This window comes from Mycobacterium sp. 050128 (genome assembly GCF_036409155.1).
Lineage (GTDB): Bacteria > Actinomycetota > Actinomycetes > Mycobacteriales > Mycobacteriaceae > Mycobacterium.
In genome coordinates this window covers 535,317-551,619 of record NZ_JAZGLW010000002.1, presented here as the reverse complement: position 1 = coordinate 551,619, position 16,303 = coordinate 535,317, and the positions used below count along the sequence as shown (strand labels likewise).

The 16,303-nt window shown below is 69.0% G+C and carries 10 protein-coding genes; all 10 read left to right on the top strand.

Annotated elements, in window-relative coordinates:
- Positions 1-161: 161 nt before the first annotated feature.
- The 10 genes from argC to SKC41_RS19885 all read left to right on the top strand — a co-directional run bounded on the left by argC (position 162) and on the right by SKC41_RS19885 (position 16,290).
- Complete coding sequence (gene argC, locus SKC41_RS19930) at positions 162-1,205, top strand: N-acetyl-gamma-glutamyl-phosphate reductase (RefSeq protein ID WP_330979388.1); 1,044 nt, start codon at positions 162-164, stop codon at positions 1,203-1,205.
- Complete coding sequence (gene argJ / locus SKC41_RS19925) at positions 1,202-2,440, top strand: bifunctional glutamate N-acetyltransferase/amino-acid acetyltransferase ArgJ (RefSeq protein WP_330979387.1); 1,239 nt, start codon at positions 1,202-1,204, stop codon at positions 2,438-2,440. Before argC ends, argJ begins: the two co-directional genes overlap by 4 nt.
- Positions 2,437-3,333 (top strand): acetylglutamate kinase, encoded by an 897-nt coding sequence (gene argB / locus SKC41_RS19920; protein WP_330979386.1) that lies wholly within the window; start codon positions 2,437-2,439, stop codon positions 3,331-3,333. Before argJ ends, argB begins: the two co-directional genes overlap by 4 nt.
- Positions 3,334-3,347: 14 nt before the next feature.
- A complete protein-coding gene (locus SKC41_RS19915; protein ID WP_330979573.1) occupies positions 3,348-4,514 on the top strand; it encodes an acetylornithine transaminase in 1,167 nt (388 codons plus the stop codon).
- Positions 4,511-5,437, top strand: a complete 927-nt coding sequence (gene argF, locus SKC41_RS19910; protein ID WP_330979385.1) for an ornithine carbamoyltransferase — start codon at positions 4,511-4,513, stop codon at positions 5,435-5,437. The genes SKC41_RS19915 and argF overlap by 4 nt, the downstream gene beginning before the upstream one ends.
- Entirely contained in the window at positions 5,434-5,928 is a 495-nt protein-coding gene (locus tag SKC41_RS19905) for an arginine repressor (RefSeq protein ID WP_330979572.1), read from the top strand. Before argF ends, SKC41_RS19905 begins: the two co-directional genes overlap by 4 nt.
- Before the next feature lie 11 nt (positions 5,929-5,939).
- On the top strand, positions 5,940-7,145 hold the full coding sequence (locus SKC41_RS19900; RefSeq protein ID WP_330979384.1) for an argininosuccinate synthase: 1,206 nt from the start codon (positions 5,940-5,942) through the stop codon (positions 7,143-7,145).
- A gap of 82 nt (positions 7,146-7,227) precedes the next feature.
- Entirely contained in the window at positions 7,228-8,652 is a 1,425-nt protein-coding gene (gene argH / locus SKC41_RS19895; RefSeq protein ID WP_330979383.1) for an argininosuccinate lyase, read from the top strand.
- A 150-nt stretch (positions 8,653-8,802) separates the two neighbouring features.
- Positions 8,803-9,864 carry a type III polyketide synthase gene (locus tag SKC41_RS19890; RefSeq protein WP_330979382.1) on the top strand — a complete coding sequence of 354 codons (1,062 nt, stop codon included), beginning with the start codon at positions 8,803-8,805 and terminating at the stop codon, positions 9,862-9,864.
- A 36-nt stretch (positions 9,865-9,900) separates the two neighbouring features.
- A complete protein-coding gene (locus SKC41_RS19885; protein WP_330979381.1) occupies positions 9,901-16,290 on the top strand; it encodes an SDR family NAD(P)-dependent oxidoreductase in 6,390 nt (2,129 codons plus the stop codon).
- Positions 16,291-16,303 lie beyond the last annotated feature (13 nt).

Genomic DNA, 16,303 nt, shown 5'->3' with positions numbered 1-16,303 from the left:
CTTCTGCGTCTTGCCACCGAACCAAGACCCGACCTTCGAACTGGATATCGCCCGCGATATCACTTCCGCAAGTCGGGTGATAGTTGCCGCGCGGTACTGGTGGGACGGATGGGGCCAGTATGAATTTGCAATGAATCGCATAACCATGCAGAATTGGCGAAATGGCCGACGTGATACGGGTGGCGGTTGCCGGTGCCAGCGGTTATGCCGGCGGGGAGATTCTGCGCCTGCTGCTCGGGCACCCGGCCTACGCCGACGGCCGGCTGACGATCGGCTCGGTGACCGCCGCGGCGAGCGCCGGCAGCTCGCTCGGCGAGCACCACCCGCATCTGACACCGCTGGCCCAGCGCGTGGTCGAGCCCACCGAGCTCGACGTGCTGCGTGGACATGACGTGGTCTTCCTGGGCTTGCCGCATGGACATTCGGCGGCGCTGGCCGAACAGCTCGGCCCCGAGGCCCTGGTCATCGACTGCGGCGCGGACTTCCGGCTCACCGATCCCGCCGCGTGGGAACGGTTTTACGGATCCCCGCATGCCGGCAGTTGGCCCTACGGCCTGCCGGAGTTGCCCGGCGCCCGGGAGCGGCTGCGCGGCACGCGCCGCATCGCGGTGCCGGGTTGCTATCCGACCGCGGCGCTGCTGGCATTGCTGCCCGCGGTGGCCGAGGATTTGGTCGAACCGGCCGTCACCGTGGTCGCCGTCAGCGGCACCTCTGGAGCCGGCCGCGCTGCCAAACCCGATCTGCTCGGCTCCGAGGTCATCGGATCGGCTCGGGCCTACAACATCGCCGGCGCCCACCGGCACACGCCCGAGATCGCCCAGGGGCTGCGGGCCGTCACCGATCGCGACGTCACGGTGTCGTTCACCCCGGTGCTGATCCCGACCTCCCGCGGCATCCTGGCCACCTGCACCGCGCGCACCAAGGCGCCGCTGTCGCAAGTGCGGGCGGCATACGAAAAGGCTTACGACGCCGAGCCTTTCATCTACCTGATGCCCGAGGGGCAGCTGCCCCGCACCGGCTCGGTGATCGGCAGCAACGCCGCGCACATCGCCGTCGCGGTCGACGAGGACGCCGAGACGCTCGTCGCGATCGCCGCGATCGACAATCTGGTCAAGGGGACCGGCGGTGCCGCCGTGCAGTCGATGAACCTGGCGCTGGGTTGGCCGGAGACTGAAGGACTTTCGGTGGTCGGGGTGGCGCCATGACCGACATCGCTGCTGAAGAGCCCGCCGAGGCGTCCGCTGCGCGGTTGGTGCGCACCCAGGGTGTCACCGCGGCCGCCGGCTTTCGGGCGGCCGGAATCGCGGCCGGGATCAAGGCTTCCGGTGCACGTGACCTCGCGCTGGTGTTCAACGAAGGACCCGACTATGCGGCCGCCGGGGTGTTCACCCGCAACCAGGTCAAGGCCGCGCCGGTGCTGTGGACCCAGCAAGTGCTCACCACCGGTCGGCTGCGCGCGGTGATCCTCAACTCCGGCGGTGCCAACGCCTGCACCGGGCCCGGCGGATTCCAGGACACCCACACCACCGCGGAGGCGGTTGCCAGCGCATTGTCGGACTGGGGAACTGAGACCGGGGCCGTCGAGATCGCGGTGTGCTCCACCGGGCTGATCGGCGACCGGCTGCCGATGGATAAGGTGCTCGGCGGCGTCACGCACATCGTGCACGAGATGCACGGCGGGCTCAGTGGTGGCGACGAGGCCGCCCAGGCGATCATGACCACCGACACGGTGCCCAAAAAGGTTGCGCTGCATCATCAAAGCAACTGGACGGTCGGCGGGATGGCCAAGGGCGCGGGCATGCTCGCGCCGTCGCTGGCCACCATGCTGTGTGTGCTGACCACCGACGCGGTCGCCGACTCCGCGACCCTCGACCACGCGCTGCGCGCCGCGACCGCGCGCACCTTCGATCGGCTCGACGTCGACGGCTGCTGCTCCACCAACGACACCGTGCTGCTGCTGGCCTCCGGTGCCAGTGGAATCACGCCGTCTCAGGCCGAGCTCGACGACGCCGTGCGGCAGGTCTGCGACGACCTGTGTCTTCAGCTGCAATCCGACGCCGAGGGGGTGACCAAGCGGGTCACCGTGACGGTGACCGGCGCTTCCTCCGAGGCCGACGCCGTGACGGCCGCCCGCGCGGTCGCCCGCGACAGCCTGGTCAAGACCGCGATGTTCGGCTCGGACCCCAACTGGGGCCGGGTGGTGGCCGCCGTCGGCCTGGCGCCGGGGGTCTTCGTCGATCCTGATCGAATCACCGTGTCGTTCAACGGGTTTACCGTCTGCGTCAACGGGGCAGGGGCTCCGGGCTCGCGCGACGTGGACCTGTCCGGGACCGACATCGACGTCACCGTCGACCTCGGCCTGGGCGTCGGTCAAGCGTCGATCCGGACCACCGACCTGTCGCATGCCTATGTCGAAGAGAACTCGGCCTACAGCACATGACGACGAACATCAACACCGACGAACTGTCCACGCAAGTCAAGGCACAAGTGCTCGCCGAAGCACTGCCCTGGCTCATCCAGTTGCACGGCAAGATCGTCGTGGTCAAATACGGCGGCAACGCGATGACCGACGAGACGCTGCGCCAGGCCTTCGCCGCCGACATGGCGTTCCTGCGCAACTGCGGAATCCATCCCGTCGTCGTGCACGGCGGCGGCCCGCAGATCACCGCGATGCTGCGCCGGCTCGGCATCGACAAGAGTGACTTCAAGGGCGGATTCCGGGTCACCACACCGGAAGTGCTCGACGTCGCGCGGATGGTGCTGTTCGGACAGGTGGGCCGCGAACTGGTCAACCTGATCAATGCCTACGGACCGTACGCCGTCGGCATCACCGGCGAGGACGCTCAGCTGTTCACCGCGGTGCGGCGCAGCGTCACCGTCGACGGAGTGGCCACCGACATCGGCCTGGTCGGTGACGTCGACAAGGTCAACACCGCCGCGGTGCTGGATCTGATTGCGGCGCGGCGCATTCCGGTGGTCTCGACGCTTGCGCCCGACGCCGAGGGCGTGGTGCACAACATCAACGCCGACACCGCCGCGGCCGCGCTGGCCGAGGCGCTGGGCGCCGAAAAGCTGTTGATGCTCACCGATGTCGAGGGCCTGTACACCAGCTGGCCGGATCGCGATTCGCTGGTCAGCGAAATCGACACCGCCACATTGGCGCAACTGCTACCCACATTGGAGGCGGGCATGATCCCGAAGATCGAAGCGTGTCTGCGGGCCGTCACCGCGGGCGTGCCCAGCGCACACGTCATCGACGGCAGGGTCAAGCACTGCGTGCTGGTCGAGCTGTTCACCCACGCCGGGACCGGCACCAAGGTGGTCCCGGCGTGAGTCAGACCGACACCATGCGGCAGCGGTGGGAAGCCGTGATGATGAACAACTACGGCACCCCGCCGATCGCGCTGGCCAGTGGTGCGGGCGCGGTGGTCACCGACGTGGACGGCAAGAGCTACCTGGACCTGCTGGCCGGCATCGCGGTCAACGTGCTCGGCCACGGCCACCCGGCCGTCATTGAGGCTGTCACGCAACAGCTGTCGACGCTGGGGCACACCTCGAACCTGTACGCCACCGAACCCGGTGTCGCGCTGGCCGAGGAATTGGTGGCCCTGCTGGGCACCGATACCGTGACCCGGGTGTTCTTCTGCAACTCGGGCACCGAGGCCAACGAGATGGCATTCAAGATGTCGCGGCTCACCGGCCGCACGAAATTGGTTGCCGCGCAAGAGGGTTTCCACGGCCGAACGATGGGTTCGCTGGCGCTGACCGGCCAGCCGGCCAAGCAGGCGCCGTTCGAGCCGTTGCCCGGCGACATCACGCACGTGCCCTACGGTGACGCCGATGCGCTGGCGGCCGCCGTCGACGACCAGACCGCGGCGGTATTCCTGGAGCCGATCATGGGGGAGAGCGGTGTCGTCGTCCCGCCGCCGGGCTACCTGGCCGCGGCGCGCGAGATCACGGCGCGGCACGGCGCCCTGCTCGTGCTCGACGAGGTGCAGACCGGAATCGGGCGCACCGGAGCCTTTTTCGCCCACCAGCACGACGGCATCACCCCCGATGTGGTGACGCTGGCCAAGGGGCTCGGCGGCGGACTGCCGATCGGAGCGGTGCTGGCCATCGGGCCCGCTGCCGACCTGTTGACACCCGGCCTGCACGGCAGCACGTTCGGCGGCAACCCGGTGTGTACCGCCGCCGCACGCGCGGTGCTGCGGGTACTCGTCGACGACGACCTGATCCGGCGCGCCGAGATGTTGGGCAAGTCGCTGCGCCAGGGCATCGAATCGCTGGGCCACCCGCTGATCGACCACACCCGCGGCCGCGGGCTGTTGTGCGGCGTGGTGCTGACCGAGCCACGGGCCAAGGCCGTCGAGGCCGCCGCGCGCGAGGCCGGATTCCTGGTCAACGCAACGGGAGCCGACGTCATCCGGTTGGCGCCGCCGCTGGTGATCACCGACGCCCAGATCGACAGCTTCCTCACGGCGCTGCCCGCGATCCTGGACAAGGCCGCGGCATGACCCGGCACTTCTTGCGCGACGACGACCTGTCCCCGGCCGAACAGGCCGAGGTCCTCGAGCTGGCCGCCGAGCTGAAGAAGAACCCGTACAGCCGTCGCCCGCTGGACGGGCCGCGCGGGGTCGCGGTGTTGTTCGACAAGAACTCCACCCGGACCCGCTTCTCCTTCGAGGTGGGTATCGCGCAGCTGGGCGGGCACCCCGTCGTCGTCGACAGCAGCAAGACCCAGCTGGGCCGCGACGAGACACTGCAGGACACCGCGCAGGTGCTGTCCCGTTACGTCGACGCGATCGTGTGGCGGACCTTCGGGCAGGAGCGGCTGGAGGCGATGGCCTCGACCGCGACGGTGCCGGTGGTCAACGCGCTGTCCGACGAGTTCCACCCCTGCCAGGTGCTGGCCGATCTGCAGACCATCGCCGAGCACAAGGGGTCGCTGCGCGGTTTGTCGCTGTCCTACTTCGGCGACGGCGCCAACAACATGGCACATTCGCTGATGCTCGGCGCGGTTACCGCCGGCATGCACGTGACGATCGCGGCGCCGGAGGGCTTCACGCCGGACCCCGCCGTGCTGGCCGCCGCCGAGCAGCGCGCCGCGGCGACCGGCGCTTCGGTCAGCGTGACAGCCGATGCCGACGCGGCCGCCGCGGGCGCCGACGTCTTGGTGACCGACACCTGGACGTCGATGGGACAGGAAGCCGACGGGCTGGACCGGGTCGAACCGTTTCGGCCGTTCCAGGTCAACGCACGCCTGCTGGGGCTGGCGAAACCGGAAGCCATTGTGCTGCACTGTCTTCCGGCCCACCGCGGCGACGAGATCACCGACGAGGTGATGGACGGACCGGCCAGCGTGGTCTTCGACGAGGCCGAGAACCGGCTGCATGCCCAGAAGGCGCTGTTGGTGTGGCTGCTGGAGCGGTCGCGATGACGCGCAGCAAGGCCACTGCCGACATCACCCGGGCCGGGCGTCAGGCCCGGATCGTGGCGATCCTCTCGTCGGCGCCGGTGCGCAGCCAAAGCGAACTCGCCGGGCTGCTGGCCGACGAGGGTATCGACGTCACCCAGGCCACGCTGTCGCGCGATCTCGAAGAGCTCGGCGCGGTGAAGCTGCGCGGCGCCGACGGCGGCGTCGGGGTCTACGTCGTGCCGGAGGACGGCAGCCCGGTGCGCGGCGTCTCCGGCGGGACCGCGCGCTTGTCGCGACTGCTGAGCGAGCTGCTGGTGTCCACCGATGCCAGCGCGAATCTCGCGGTGCTGCGCACTCCGCCCGGCGCAGCTGACTATTTGGCCAGCGCAATCGATCGTGCGGCGTTACCGTACGTCGTCGGCACCATCGCCGGAGACGACACTCTGTTCGTGGCCGCTCGGGAGCCGATGAGCGGCGCCGAGCTGGCCCGAACTTTAGAAAACTTGAAATAGGAGATTGATTCATGTCAGAGCGCGTCATCCTGGCGTATTCCGGCGGTCTGGACACCTCGGTGGCGATCAGCTGGATAGGCAAGGAGACCGGCCGTGAGGTCGTAGCGGTCGCGATCGACCTCGGCCAGGGCGGCGAGGACATGGAACTGGTGCGCCAGCGCGCGCTGGACTGCGGTGCGGTCGAAGCGGTCGTCGTCGATGCCCGCGACGAGTTCGCCGAGGGCTACTGCCTGCCGACGGTGCTGAACAACGCGCTGTACATGGACCGCTACCCGCTGGTGTCCGCGATCAGCCGGCCGCTGATCGTCAAGCATCTGGTCGCGGCGGCCCGCAAGTACGGCGGTGGCATCGTCGCGCACGGCTGCACCGGCAAGGGCAACGACCAGGTCCGGTTCGAAGTTGGATTCGGTTCGCTGGCACCGGATTTGGAGGTGCTCGCGCCGGTCCGCGACTATGCGTGGACGCGGGAGAAGGCGATCGCGTTCGCCGAGGAGAACGCGATCCCGATCAACGTCACCAAGCGCTCGCCATTCTCCATCGACCAGAACGTGTGGGGCCGTGCGGTGGAAACCGGCTTCCTGGAACACCTTTGGAATGCACCCACCAAGGACGTGTACGACTACACCGAGGACCCGACCCTCAACTGGAGCACGCCCGACGAGGTGATCGTCGGCTTCGAACGGGGTGTCCCGGTGTCGATCGACGGCAAGCCGGTGTCGGTGCTGGAGGCCATCGTGGAGCTCAACCGGCGCGCCGGCGCCCAGGGGGTCGGGCGCCTGGACGTCGTCGAGGACCGCCTGGTGGGCATCAAGAGCCGCGAGATCTACGAGGCGCCCGGCGCGATGGTGTTGATCACCGCGCACGCCGAACTCGAACATGTCACCCTCGAGCGCGAATTGGGCCGCTTCAAGCGGACCACCGACCAGCGCTGGGCCGAGCTGGTCTACGACGGGCTGTGGTTCTCGCCGCTGAAGGTCGCCCTGGAGAGTTTCGTCGCCAAGACCCAGGAGCATGTGTCGGGCGAGATACGAATGGTGTTGCACGGCGGGCACATTGCGGTCAACGGCCGGCGCAGCTCGGAATCGCTCTACGACTTCAATCTGGCCACCTACGACGAGGGCGACAGCTTCGACCAGTCGGCGGCCAAGGGCTTCGTCTATGTGCACGGACTGTCGTCCAAGCTGTCGGCGCGCCGGGACCTGGCCGGCGAGGCGTGAGTGTGAATTTTACGACGAGACACGCCGTCAAGCCGTCGCAGGATTCACACTCGCGGCGGCGTGACGGCAGCGTGAGGGCGGCGTGAGCACCAACGAGGGATCCCTGTGGGGCGGGCGGTTCGCCGATGGTCCGTCGGCCGCGCTGGCCGCGCTGAGTAAGTCGACACACTTCGACTGGGTGCTGGCGCCCTACGACATCATCGCCTCGCGGGCGCACACGATCGTGCTGTTTCGGGCGGGGCTGCTCACCGAGGAGCAGCGCGACGGGCTGCTGGTCGGCCTGGACAGCCTGGCCGAGGACATCGCCGACGGCAGTTTCGGCCCGCTGGTCACCGACGAGGACGTGCACGGCGCGCTGGAGCGTGGACTGATCGATCGGGTGGGGCCGGATCTGGGCGGGCGGCTGCGGGCCGGGCGGTCCCGCAACGACCAGGTGGCCACGCTGTTCCGGATGTGGCTGCGCGACGCGGTGCGCCGGGTCGCCGCCGGGGCGCTGGACGTCGTCGGCGCGCTGGCCGCGCAGGCCGACGCTCACCCGACGGCGATCATGCCCGGCAAGACGCACATGCAGTCCGCCCAGCCCATCTTGCTGGCCCACCACCTGCTCGCGCACGCGCATCCGTTGCTGCGCGACGTGGATCGCCTCGCCGACTTCGACAAGCGCGCGGCGGTGTCGCCGTACGGCTCGGGAGCGCTGGCCGGCTCGTCGCTGGGCCTGGATCCCGACGCGATCGCCGCGGAGCTGGGTTTCGCCACCGCCGCCCCCAACTCCGTCGACGCGACGGCCGCCCGCGACTTTGCCGCCGAGGCGGCGTTCGTCCTGGCCATGATCGGCGTCGACCTGTCCCGGCTGGCCGAGGACATCATCATCTGGAGCTCGACCGAGTTCGGCTACGTCACGCTGCACGACTCCTGGTCGACCGGCAGCTCGATCATGCCGCAGAAGAAGAACCCCGACATCGCTGAGCTGGCCCGCGGCAAGTCGGGGCGGCTGATCGGGAATCTGGCCGGGCTGCTGGCGACGCTCAAGGCGCAGCCGCTGGCCTACAACCGTGATCTGCAGGAAGACAAGGAGCCGGTCTTCGATTCGGTCGCCCAGCTGGAGCTGCTGCTACCGGCGATGGCCGGGCTGGTGAGCAGCCTGACCTTCCACGTCGAGCGGATGGCGGAGTTGGCCCCGGCCGGTTACACGTTGGCCACCGATATCGCCGAGTGGCTGGTGCGGCAGGGAGTGCCGTTCCGGTCGGCGCACGAGGCCGCGGGTGCGGCCGTGCGTACGGCCGAGGGCCGCGGCGTCGGGCTCGAGGAGCTGACCGACGACGAATTGGCGGCCATCAGCCCCGAGCTGACGTCCCAGGTCCGCGAGGTGCTGACCATCGAGGGCTCGGTGTCCTCCCGGGACGCCCGCGGGGGCACCGCGCCCGGCCGGGTGGCCGACCAATTGCGCGGCGTGCTGGAAAATTGCGAGGAGCTGCGGTTGCGGGTGCGGCGGCAGGTCGGGGCCTGACTCGCGCCGAATTATCGCGGTTTGCTGTGGCCATTCTCTCAGGTCAGGGCCGTATTGCGGCGCTGGTTGCGCAAAAGGAATAAACTTGCGGCTCGTAGCCACAGGCTTGAACCCGTCGACCTGCATGTTCGTCACCAAGGGGTGGGACCAATGAGCGTCATCGCAGGCGTATTCGGTGCATTGCCGCCGTATCGCTATTCCCAACGAGAACTCACTGACTTCTTCCTCAGCATTCCGGGCTTCGAGGACTACGAGGACATCGTTCGGCAGCTGCACACCAGCGCCAAGGTCAACAGCCGTCACCTGGTCATCCCGCTGGAGCGCTATCCCCGGCTGACCGACTTCGGCGTGGCGAATCAGATTTACATCGACAATGCCGTCGAGCTGGGTAGTCAGGCGCTCTCCGGCGCGCTGGACGACGCGGGGCTGCAGCCGCGTGACGTCGACGTGCTGTTCACGACGACGGTCACCGGACTCGCGATCCCGTCCATCGACGCCCGGATCGCCGGGCGGCTGGGGCTGCGCGACGACGTACGGCGGGTGCCGCTGTTCGGCCTCGGCTGCGTGGCCGGGGCGGCCGGCGTGGCCCGGCTGAACGACTATCTGCGCGGCGACCCCGATGGCGTGGCCGCCCTGATTTCGGTCGAGCTCTGCTCTCTGACCTACCCCGGGTACAAGCCCTCGCTGGCCGGTCTGGTCGGCAGCGCCCTGTTTGCTGACGGCGCCGCATCCGTGGTTGCCGTCGGTGCGGACCGCGCGGCGGCGATCGGCGCCGGCGGCCCGGACGTGCTGGATTCGCGCAGCCACCTCTACCCGGACTCGCTGCGCACCATGGGCTACGACGTCGGCACCGAGGGCTTCGAGCTGGTGCTGTCCAAGGACGTCGCGGCCGTCGTCGAGCAGTACATCGAAGACGACGTCACCGGTTTCCTGGGGGCGCACGGCCTGACCCCGACCGACGTCGGCGCCTTTGTCAGCCACCCCGGCGGTCCCAAGGTCATCGAGGCGATCACCGCGGCACTCAGCCTGCCGCCGGACGCCCTGGAACTCACCTGGCGATCGCTCGGCGAGATCGGCAACCTCTCGTCGGCGTCGGTGCTGCACGTGCTGCGCGACACCATCGCCAAGAAGCCGCCCAGCGCAAGCCCGGGCCTGATGCTCGCGATGGGGCCCGGCTTCTGCTCGGAGCTCGTATTGCTGCGCTGGCACTGATGCCGGCGTATGGATCCCGCCTCGTCTCGTAGCCCCATGAATAGCCCTCCTGAAGAGCTGGTCAAGGCGCTGCGCGCGTCGCTGAAGGAAAACGAGCGGCTGAAGCGGGAGAACCGTGACTACCTGGCCTTGCTAGCCCAGGAAGCGACCGAGCCGGTGGCCATCGTCGGGATGGCCTGCCGGTATCCGGGCGCGGTGGACTCGCCGGAAGCCTTGTGGGAGATGGTCGCCGAGGGCCGCGACGTCGTGACCGACTTCCCGGCCGACCGCGGCTGGGATCTCGCCGCGCTGTTCGACCCCGACCCCGACGCGACCGGCAAGTCGTACAACCGGTGTGGTGGATTCCTGTCCGACGTCGCCGATTTCGACGCCGCGTTCTTCGGGATCGCGCCGAGCGAGGCGCTGGCGATGGATCCTCAGCAACGCTTGCTGCTCGAAGTGTCGTGGGAGGCGTTGGAGCGGGCCGGAATTGACCCGATCACGCTGAGAGGATCGGCCACGGGCGTGTTCGTCGGTGTCTTCCACGGTTCGTACGGCGGTCAGGGCCGCGTCCCCGGGGACCTGGAGCGGTATGGGTTGCGCGGTTCGACGCTGAGTGTCGCGTCGGGCCGGGTCGCGTATTCGCTGGGGCTGGAGGGCCCGGCGGTATCGGTGGATACGGCGTGCTCGTCGTCGCTGGTGGCCTTGCATCTGGCCGTGCGGTCGTTGCGCGCGGGCGAGTGCGATGCGGCGCTGGTCGGCGGTGTGACCGTGATGGCCACCCCGGCGATGTTCGTGGAGTTCAGCCGCCAGCGGGCGTTGTCTGCCGATGGTCGGTGCAAGGCGTATGCCGGTGCGGCCGACGGAACCGGCTTCTCCGAGGGCGTCGGCGCGCTGGTGGTGGAGCGGCTGGCCGACGCGCGGCGGCTGGGTCACCGGGTGCTGGCCGTGGTGCGGGGTTCGGCGGTGAATCAGGATGGCGCGTCCAACGGGTTGGCCACCCCCAACGGGCCGGCGCAGCAGCGGGTGATCCGGGCGGCGCTAGAGAGTGCCCGGCTGGCCCCGGCGGACGTGGATTTGGTGGAGGGCCACGGGACCGGCACCACGCTGGGCGATCCCATCGAAGCCCAGGCGATCTTGGCAACCTACGGGCAGGATCGTCCGGCCGATCAGCCGTTGTGGCTGGGCTCGATCAAGTCCAACATGGGCCACACGTCGGCGGCGGCGGGAGTGGCCGGTGTGATCAAGATGGTGCAGGCGATGCGGCACGGCGTGATGCCCCAGACGCTGCACGTGGATGTGCCTACGCCGCATGTGGATTGGTCGGCGGGCGCGGTGTCGTTGCTGACCGAGCAGCGGTCGTGGCCTCCGCTGGATCGGCCGCGCCGCGCGGCGGTGTCGTCGTTCGGGATCAGCGGCACCAATGCGCACGTGATCCTGGAACAGGCTCCGGTGGTGGAAAGCGTTGCGGCTGAGGGCGACATGCCGGTGGCCCCGTGGGTGTTGTCTGCCCGGTCGCCCGAGGCGCTGGCGGCCCAGGCGCGGCGACTGCTGGCACACGTGCAGGCCGATCCGCGGCTCGGTGTTGCCGACGTGGGGTGGTCGCTGGTGTCAACCCGCTCGGTGTTCGACCATCGGGCCGTGGTCGTCGGTACTCGCGACGAGCTGATGGCCGGGCTGGCCGGGCTGGCGGCGGGGGAGCCGGGCGCCAACGTCGTGACGGGGCGCGCACAGGCCGTCGGCAAGACGGCGTTCGTGTTTCCCGGTCAAGGCTCGCAGTGGGTCGGCATGGGAGCCCAATTACTCGACACCGCACCGGTATTCGCCGAGCAGCTAAACCGGTGCGACAAGGCCCTCGGCGAGTACGTCGAGTGGTCGCTGATCGACGTGATCCGCGGCGCCGCGGGTGCCCCGGGGCTGGATCGGGTCGACGTGGTGCAGCCCGTGCTGTGGGCAATGATGGTGTCGCTGGCCGAATTATGGCGTTCGATGGGTGTACGGCCCGACGCCGTCATCGGCCACTCGCAGGGCGAGATCGCGGCGGCCTACGTGGCCGGTGCGCTGTCGCTGGAGGATGCGGCTCGGGTGGTGGCACTGCGTAGCCGGCTGCTGGTGCAGCTGTCGGGGGCCGGGGGCATGGTCTCGCTGGCGTGCGGCCAGGACCAGGCGCGCGAGCTGCTGGCGCCCTCCGCTGATCGCCTGAATATCGCTGCGGTCAACGGTGTTTCGGCAATCGTCGTCTCCGGAGAGGTGCACGCCCTCGAGGAGCTGATGCGCCGTTGTGAGGGTGCCGGCGTGCGTGCCCGCCGGATCGACGTCGACTATGCTTCGCACTCGGCGCAGGTCGACGCCATTCGTGAGCCGCTTGCCCAGGCCCTCAACGGCATTGAGCCTCGATCCTGCGCCGTCACCTTCTTCTCTACCGTCACCGGCGAGCCCCTCGATACCGCGGGGCTGAACGCCGACTACTGGTACCGCAGCATCCGTCAGACCGTGCAATTCGCGCAAGCGGTGCGCACCGCCAGCGATGCCGGCTACCGGGTGTTCATCGAGTCGAGCCCGCATCCGGTGTTGGCCGCCGGCATCGAAAACACCGTCGCCGACGATGCCGTCGTCATTCCGTCGCTGGGCCGCGACGACGGCGGGCTGGACCGGTTCTGGTTGTCCGCGGGTCAGGCACACGCCGCGGGTGTGGCGGTGGATTGGCGTCCTGTGTTCTCCGGCGCCCACCAGGTGGAGTTGCCGACGTACGCCTTCCAGGGCCGACGATTCTGGTTGCCCCCGATGGGCATTGGTGGCGATCTCGGTGGATTGGGATTGGCCGGAGCCGAGCACGGCTTGCTGGGCGCAGTGGTGCAGCGGCCTGATTCCGGCGCCGTGGTGCTGACCGGCCGACTGTCGCTGGCCGCGCAGCCATGGCTGGCCGATCACGCGGTGGCCGGGGTGGTGTTGTTCCCCGGCGCCGGATTCGTGGAGTTGGCGTTGCGGGCCGGCGACGAGGTGGGCTGCTCGGTGGTCGAGGAGCTGACACTGTCGGCCCCGCTGCTGTTGCCCGCGTCCGACGGTGTCCAGATCCAGGTCGTGGTCGGGCCCCCGGCCAGCTCGGGCCGCCGGGCGGTATCGGTGTATTCCCTTGGCATGGAGCCCGATTCGGAATGGGCACTGCATGCCGAGGGCGCGTTGAGCACGGGTGCGGACAATCCGGCCGCGAACTTGTCGGTATGGCCACCGGTGGGAGCGACCGCCGTGGACATCGCCGACGCATACGAGCACCTGACCCGGCGAGGCTACGAATACGGTCCCGCGTTTCAAGGCCTGCAGGCCATGTGGCGCCTCGGCAATGAGGTCTTCGCCGAAGTCGCCGTGCCCGAGGTCGCCGGGATGAGGGTCGACAGTTTCGGAATCCATCCGGTGCTGGTCGACGCCGCATTGCATGCGATGGGCGTGGTCGGCGACCAGGCCGAGACCATGTTGCCGTTCTCCTGGCAGGGCGTGTGTCTGCACGCCGCCGGCGCGTCCCGGGCGCGGGTGCGGATCGCACCGGTCGGGGTGAGCGCGGTGTCGGTGGACCTGGCCGACGGAGCCGGCCTACCGATCCTGTCGGTGCGGGAGCTGGTGGTCCGGCCGGTCTCGGCGGCCCAGCTTACGGCGGTGGCCGCGGCACCCCGGTCCGGCGGCGGCTTGCTGGAGGTGACCTGGTCGCCGGTTGCCTTGCAGCCCAACGCCCTTAGCAAACAAGACGTAACGGTGTGGGAGCCGGGCTCGGGCGCGACGGTGGCGTCGGTGTATGCGGCCACGCACGAGGCGTTGGGGGTGTTGCAGTCGTGGTTGGCCGGCGGCGACGCGGGGCCGTTCGTCGTGCTGACTCGTGGCGCGGTGGGGCTGGCCGGCGAGGACGTGACGGATTTGGCGGGCGCGGCGGTCTGGGGGTTGGTGCGTTCGGCGCAGGCCGAGCAGCCGGGCCGGGTGGTGCTGGTCGATACCGACGGTTCGCTGGATATTGCCGAGGTGATCGCGTGCGGCGAACCGCAATTGGTGGTGCGTTCCGCCGTCGCGCACGCGGCGCGGCTGATCCCGTCGCGGTCGGTGTCGACGTTGCCCGCGGGGCAGTGGCGGATGAGCGTGGGGGGCGGCGGCACCCTGGAGGATCTGGTGGTGCGCCCGCTTCCCCGCGCGGAGCTGGCTTCCGGGCAGGTGCGGGTGGCGGTGGCCGCGGTCGGGGTGAACTTCCGGGATGTGTTGGTGGCGTTGGGGATGTATCCCGGTGGCGGCGAGCTCGGCGTCGAAGGCTCCGGTGTGATCGTCGAGATCGGTCCGGGAGTTCCGGGGCTGTCGGTCGGCGATGCGGTGTTGGGCTTGCTGGGTGTCGTTGGATCCGAAGCGATTGTGGATGCCCGGTTGGTGACGACGGTGCCGGACGACTGGTCGCTGCCGCAGGCCGCGAGCGTGCCGGTGGTGTTCTTGACCGCCCTGTACGGGTTGTCGGAGCTGGCGGGGCTCAAGGCCGGGGAGAAGGTATTGGTGCACGCCGCCACGGGCGGGGTGGGGATGGCCGCGGTGCAGCTGGCCCGGCATTGGGGTGCGGAGGTCTTCGCGACGGCCAGTCGCGGCAAGTGGGACACGTTGCGGGCGATGGGCTTTGACGACGATCACATCGGCGATACCAGATCCGTGGATTTCGAGGAGAAGTTCCTGGCCACCACCGGCGGGGCCGGGGTCGATGTGGTGCTCAACTCGCTGGCCGGCGAATTTCTCGATGCCTCGCTGCGATTGCTGGTCGGGGGCGGGCGGTTCATCGAGATGGGCAAGACCGATCTTCGCGACCCCGCATCGATGGCGCCGGGCGTGACGTACCGGGCCTTCGACCTGATCGAGGCCGGCCCGGACCTCACCGCGACCATGCTGTCCGACCTGATGTCGATGTTTGACGCCGGTGTGCTGAAGCCGTTGCCCGTCAAGACTTTTGATGTCCGGTCGGCCTCGTCGGCGTATCGGTTCGTCAGCCAGGCCCGCCACACCGGCAAGGTGGTGCTGACGATCCCGGACGGTCCTGGTGACCCGGTCCTGACGGGGTCCGGTGGCGGCCTGGCCGGCGGCAGCGTGCTGATCACCGGGGGCACCGGCATGGCCGGCTCGGCGGTGGCCGCACACCTGGTAGCGCGTTACGGCGTGGCCCATGTCGTATTGGCGAGCCGCAGCGGCGCCCAAGGCGAGGGCGTGCCGGAGCTGGTGGATCAGCTCGAAACGGCCGGGGCCGAGGTGTCGGTGGTGGCCTGCGATGTCACCGATCGAGATGCGTTGGCGGGGCTGCTTACTCGACTGCCCACGCAGTATCCACTCAAGGGCGTGTTCCACGCCGCCGGAGTGCTCGATGACGGGCTGATCGCGTCGCTGACGCCGCAACGCTTGGACACGGTGCTGCGGGCGAAGGTGGACGGTGCCTGGAACCTGCACGAGCTCACCCGGGATATGGATTTGTCGGCGTTCGTGATGTTCTCGTCGATGGCCGGCATTGTGGGTTCCCCGGGGCAGGGCAACTACGCGGCGGCCAACAGCTTCCTCGACGAATTGGCGACCTACCGGCGTGCCCACGGTCTGGCGGGACTGTCGATCGCCTGGGGACTCTGGGAACAGGCCAGCGGCATGACCCAACACCTCGACGAGCGCGACAAAGCGCGGATGAGCCGAATCGGGCTCGCCCCCATGCCAACCGAGCAGGCGTTGCGACTGTTTGATACCGCGATGCTGTCCGACCGCCCGGTGATGGTCGCCGCGCGCATCGACCCCGGCGCGTTGGCCGACAACGGCGCGACACTGCCCCCGCTGCTCAGTCATCTGGTCGCCCGCCCCATCCGGCGTGTCATCGACGAGACCGACACCACCGCCGCCTCGATGACCAGCCTTGTCGCTCGCCTGCAGGGCCTGTCCGCCGAACAGCGGCACAGCGAACTGGTCGACCTGGTCAGCCGCAACGCTGCCACCGTGCTGGGCCGTCCCAACGCCGGAGACATCAACGCGGGCAGCGTCTTCCAAGACCTCGGGTTCGACTCGCTGACCGCCGTCGAACTGCGTAACCGGCTCAAAACCGCGACGGGACTTACCCTTTCGCCTACCTTGATCTTCGACTACCCGACGCCGATCGTCCTGGCCGAACACCTCGACACCCGGCTGGTGGTTCCCGGTGTTGCGAACTCTGCCGAGCAGCCCGACCTGATGGCCCGTTTCGCACGCTTCAATGACATCGCCCGGGAGCTGCAAACGCTGCTGAATCAACCCGATTGGAAGCCAGAAGACAAGGCGCACTTGACCACCCGCATCCAGACGTTGCTGACCACGCTCGGCGCCCACCTGGATCCACACGACCAGCAGGAAGCCGACGACGAGGACATCCACAGTGCCAGCGAAAGCGAACTGTTCGCCATCCTCGACGAAGAACTCGGCTCGTAAGACGCCAAGGAGC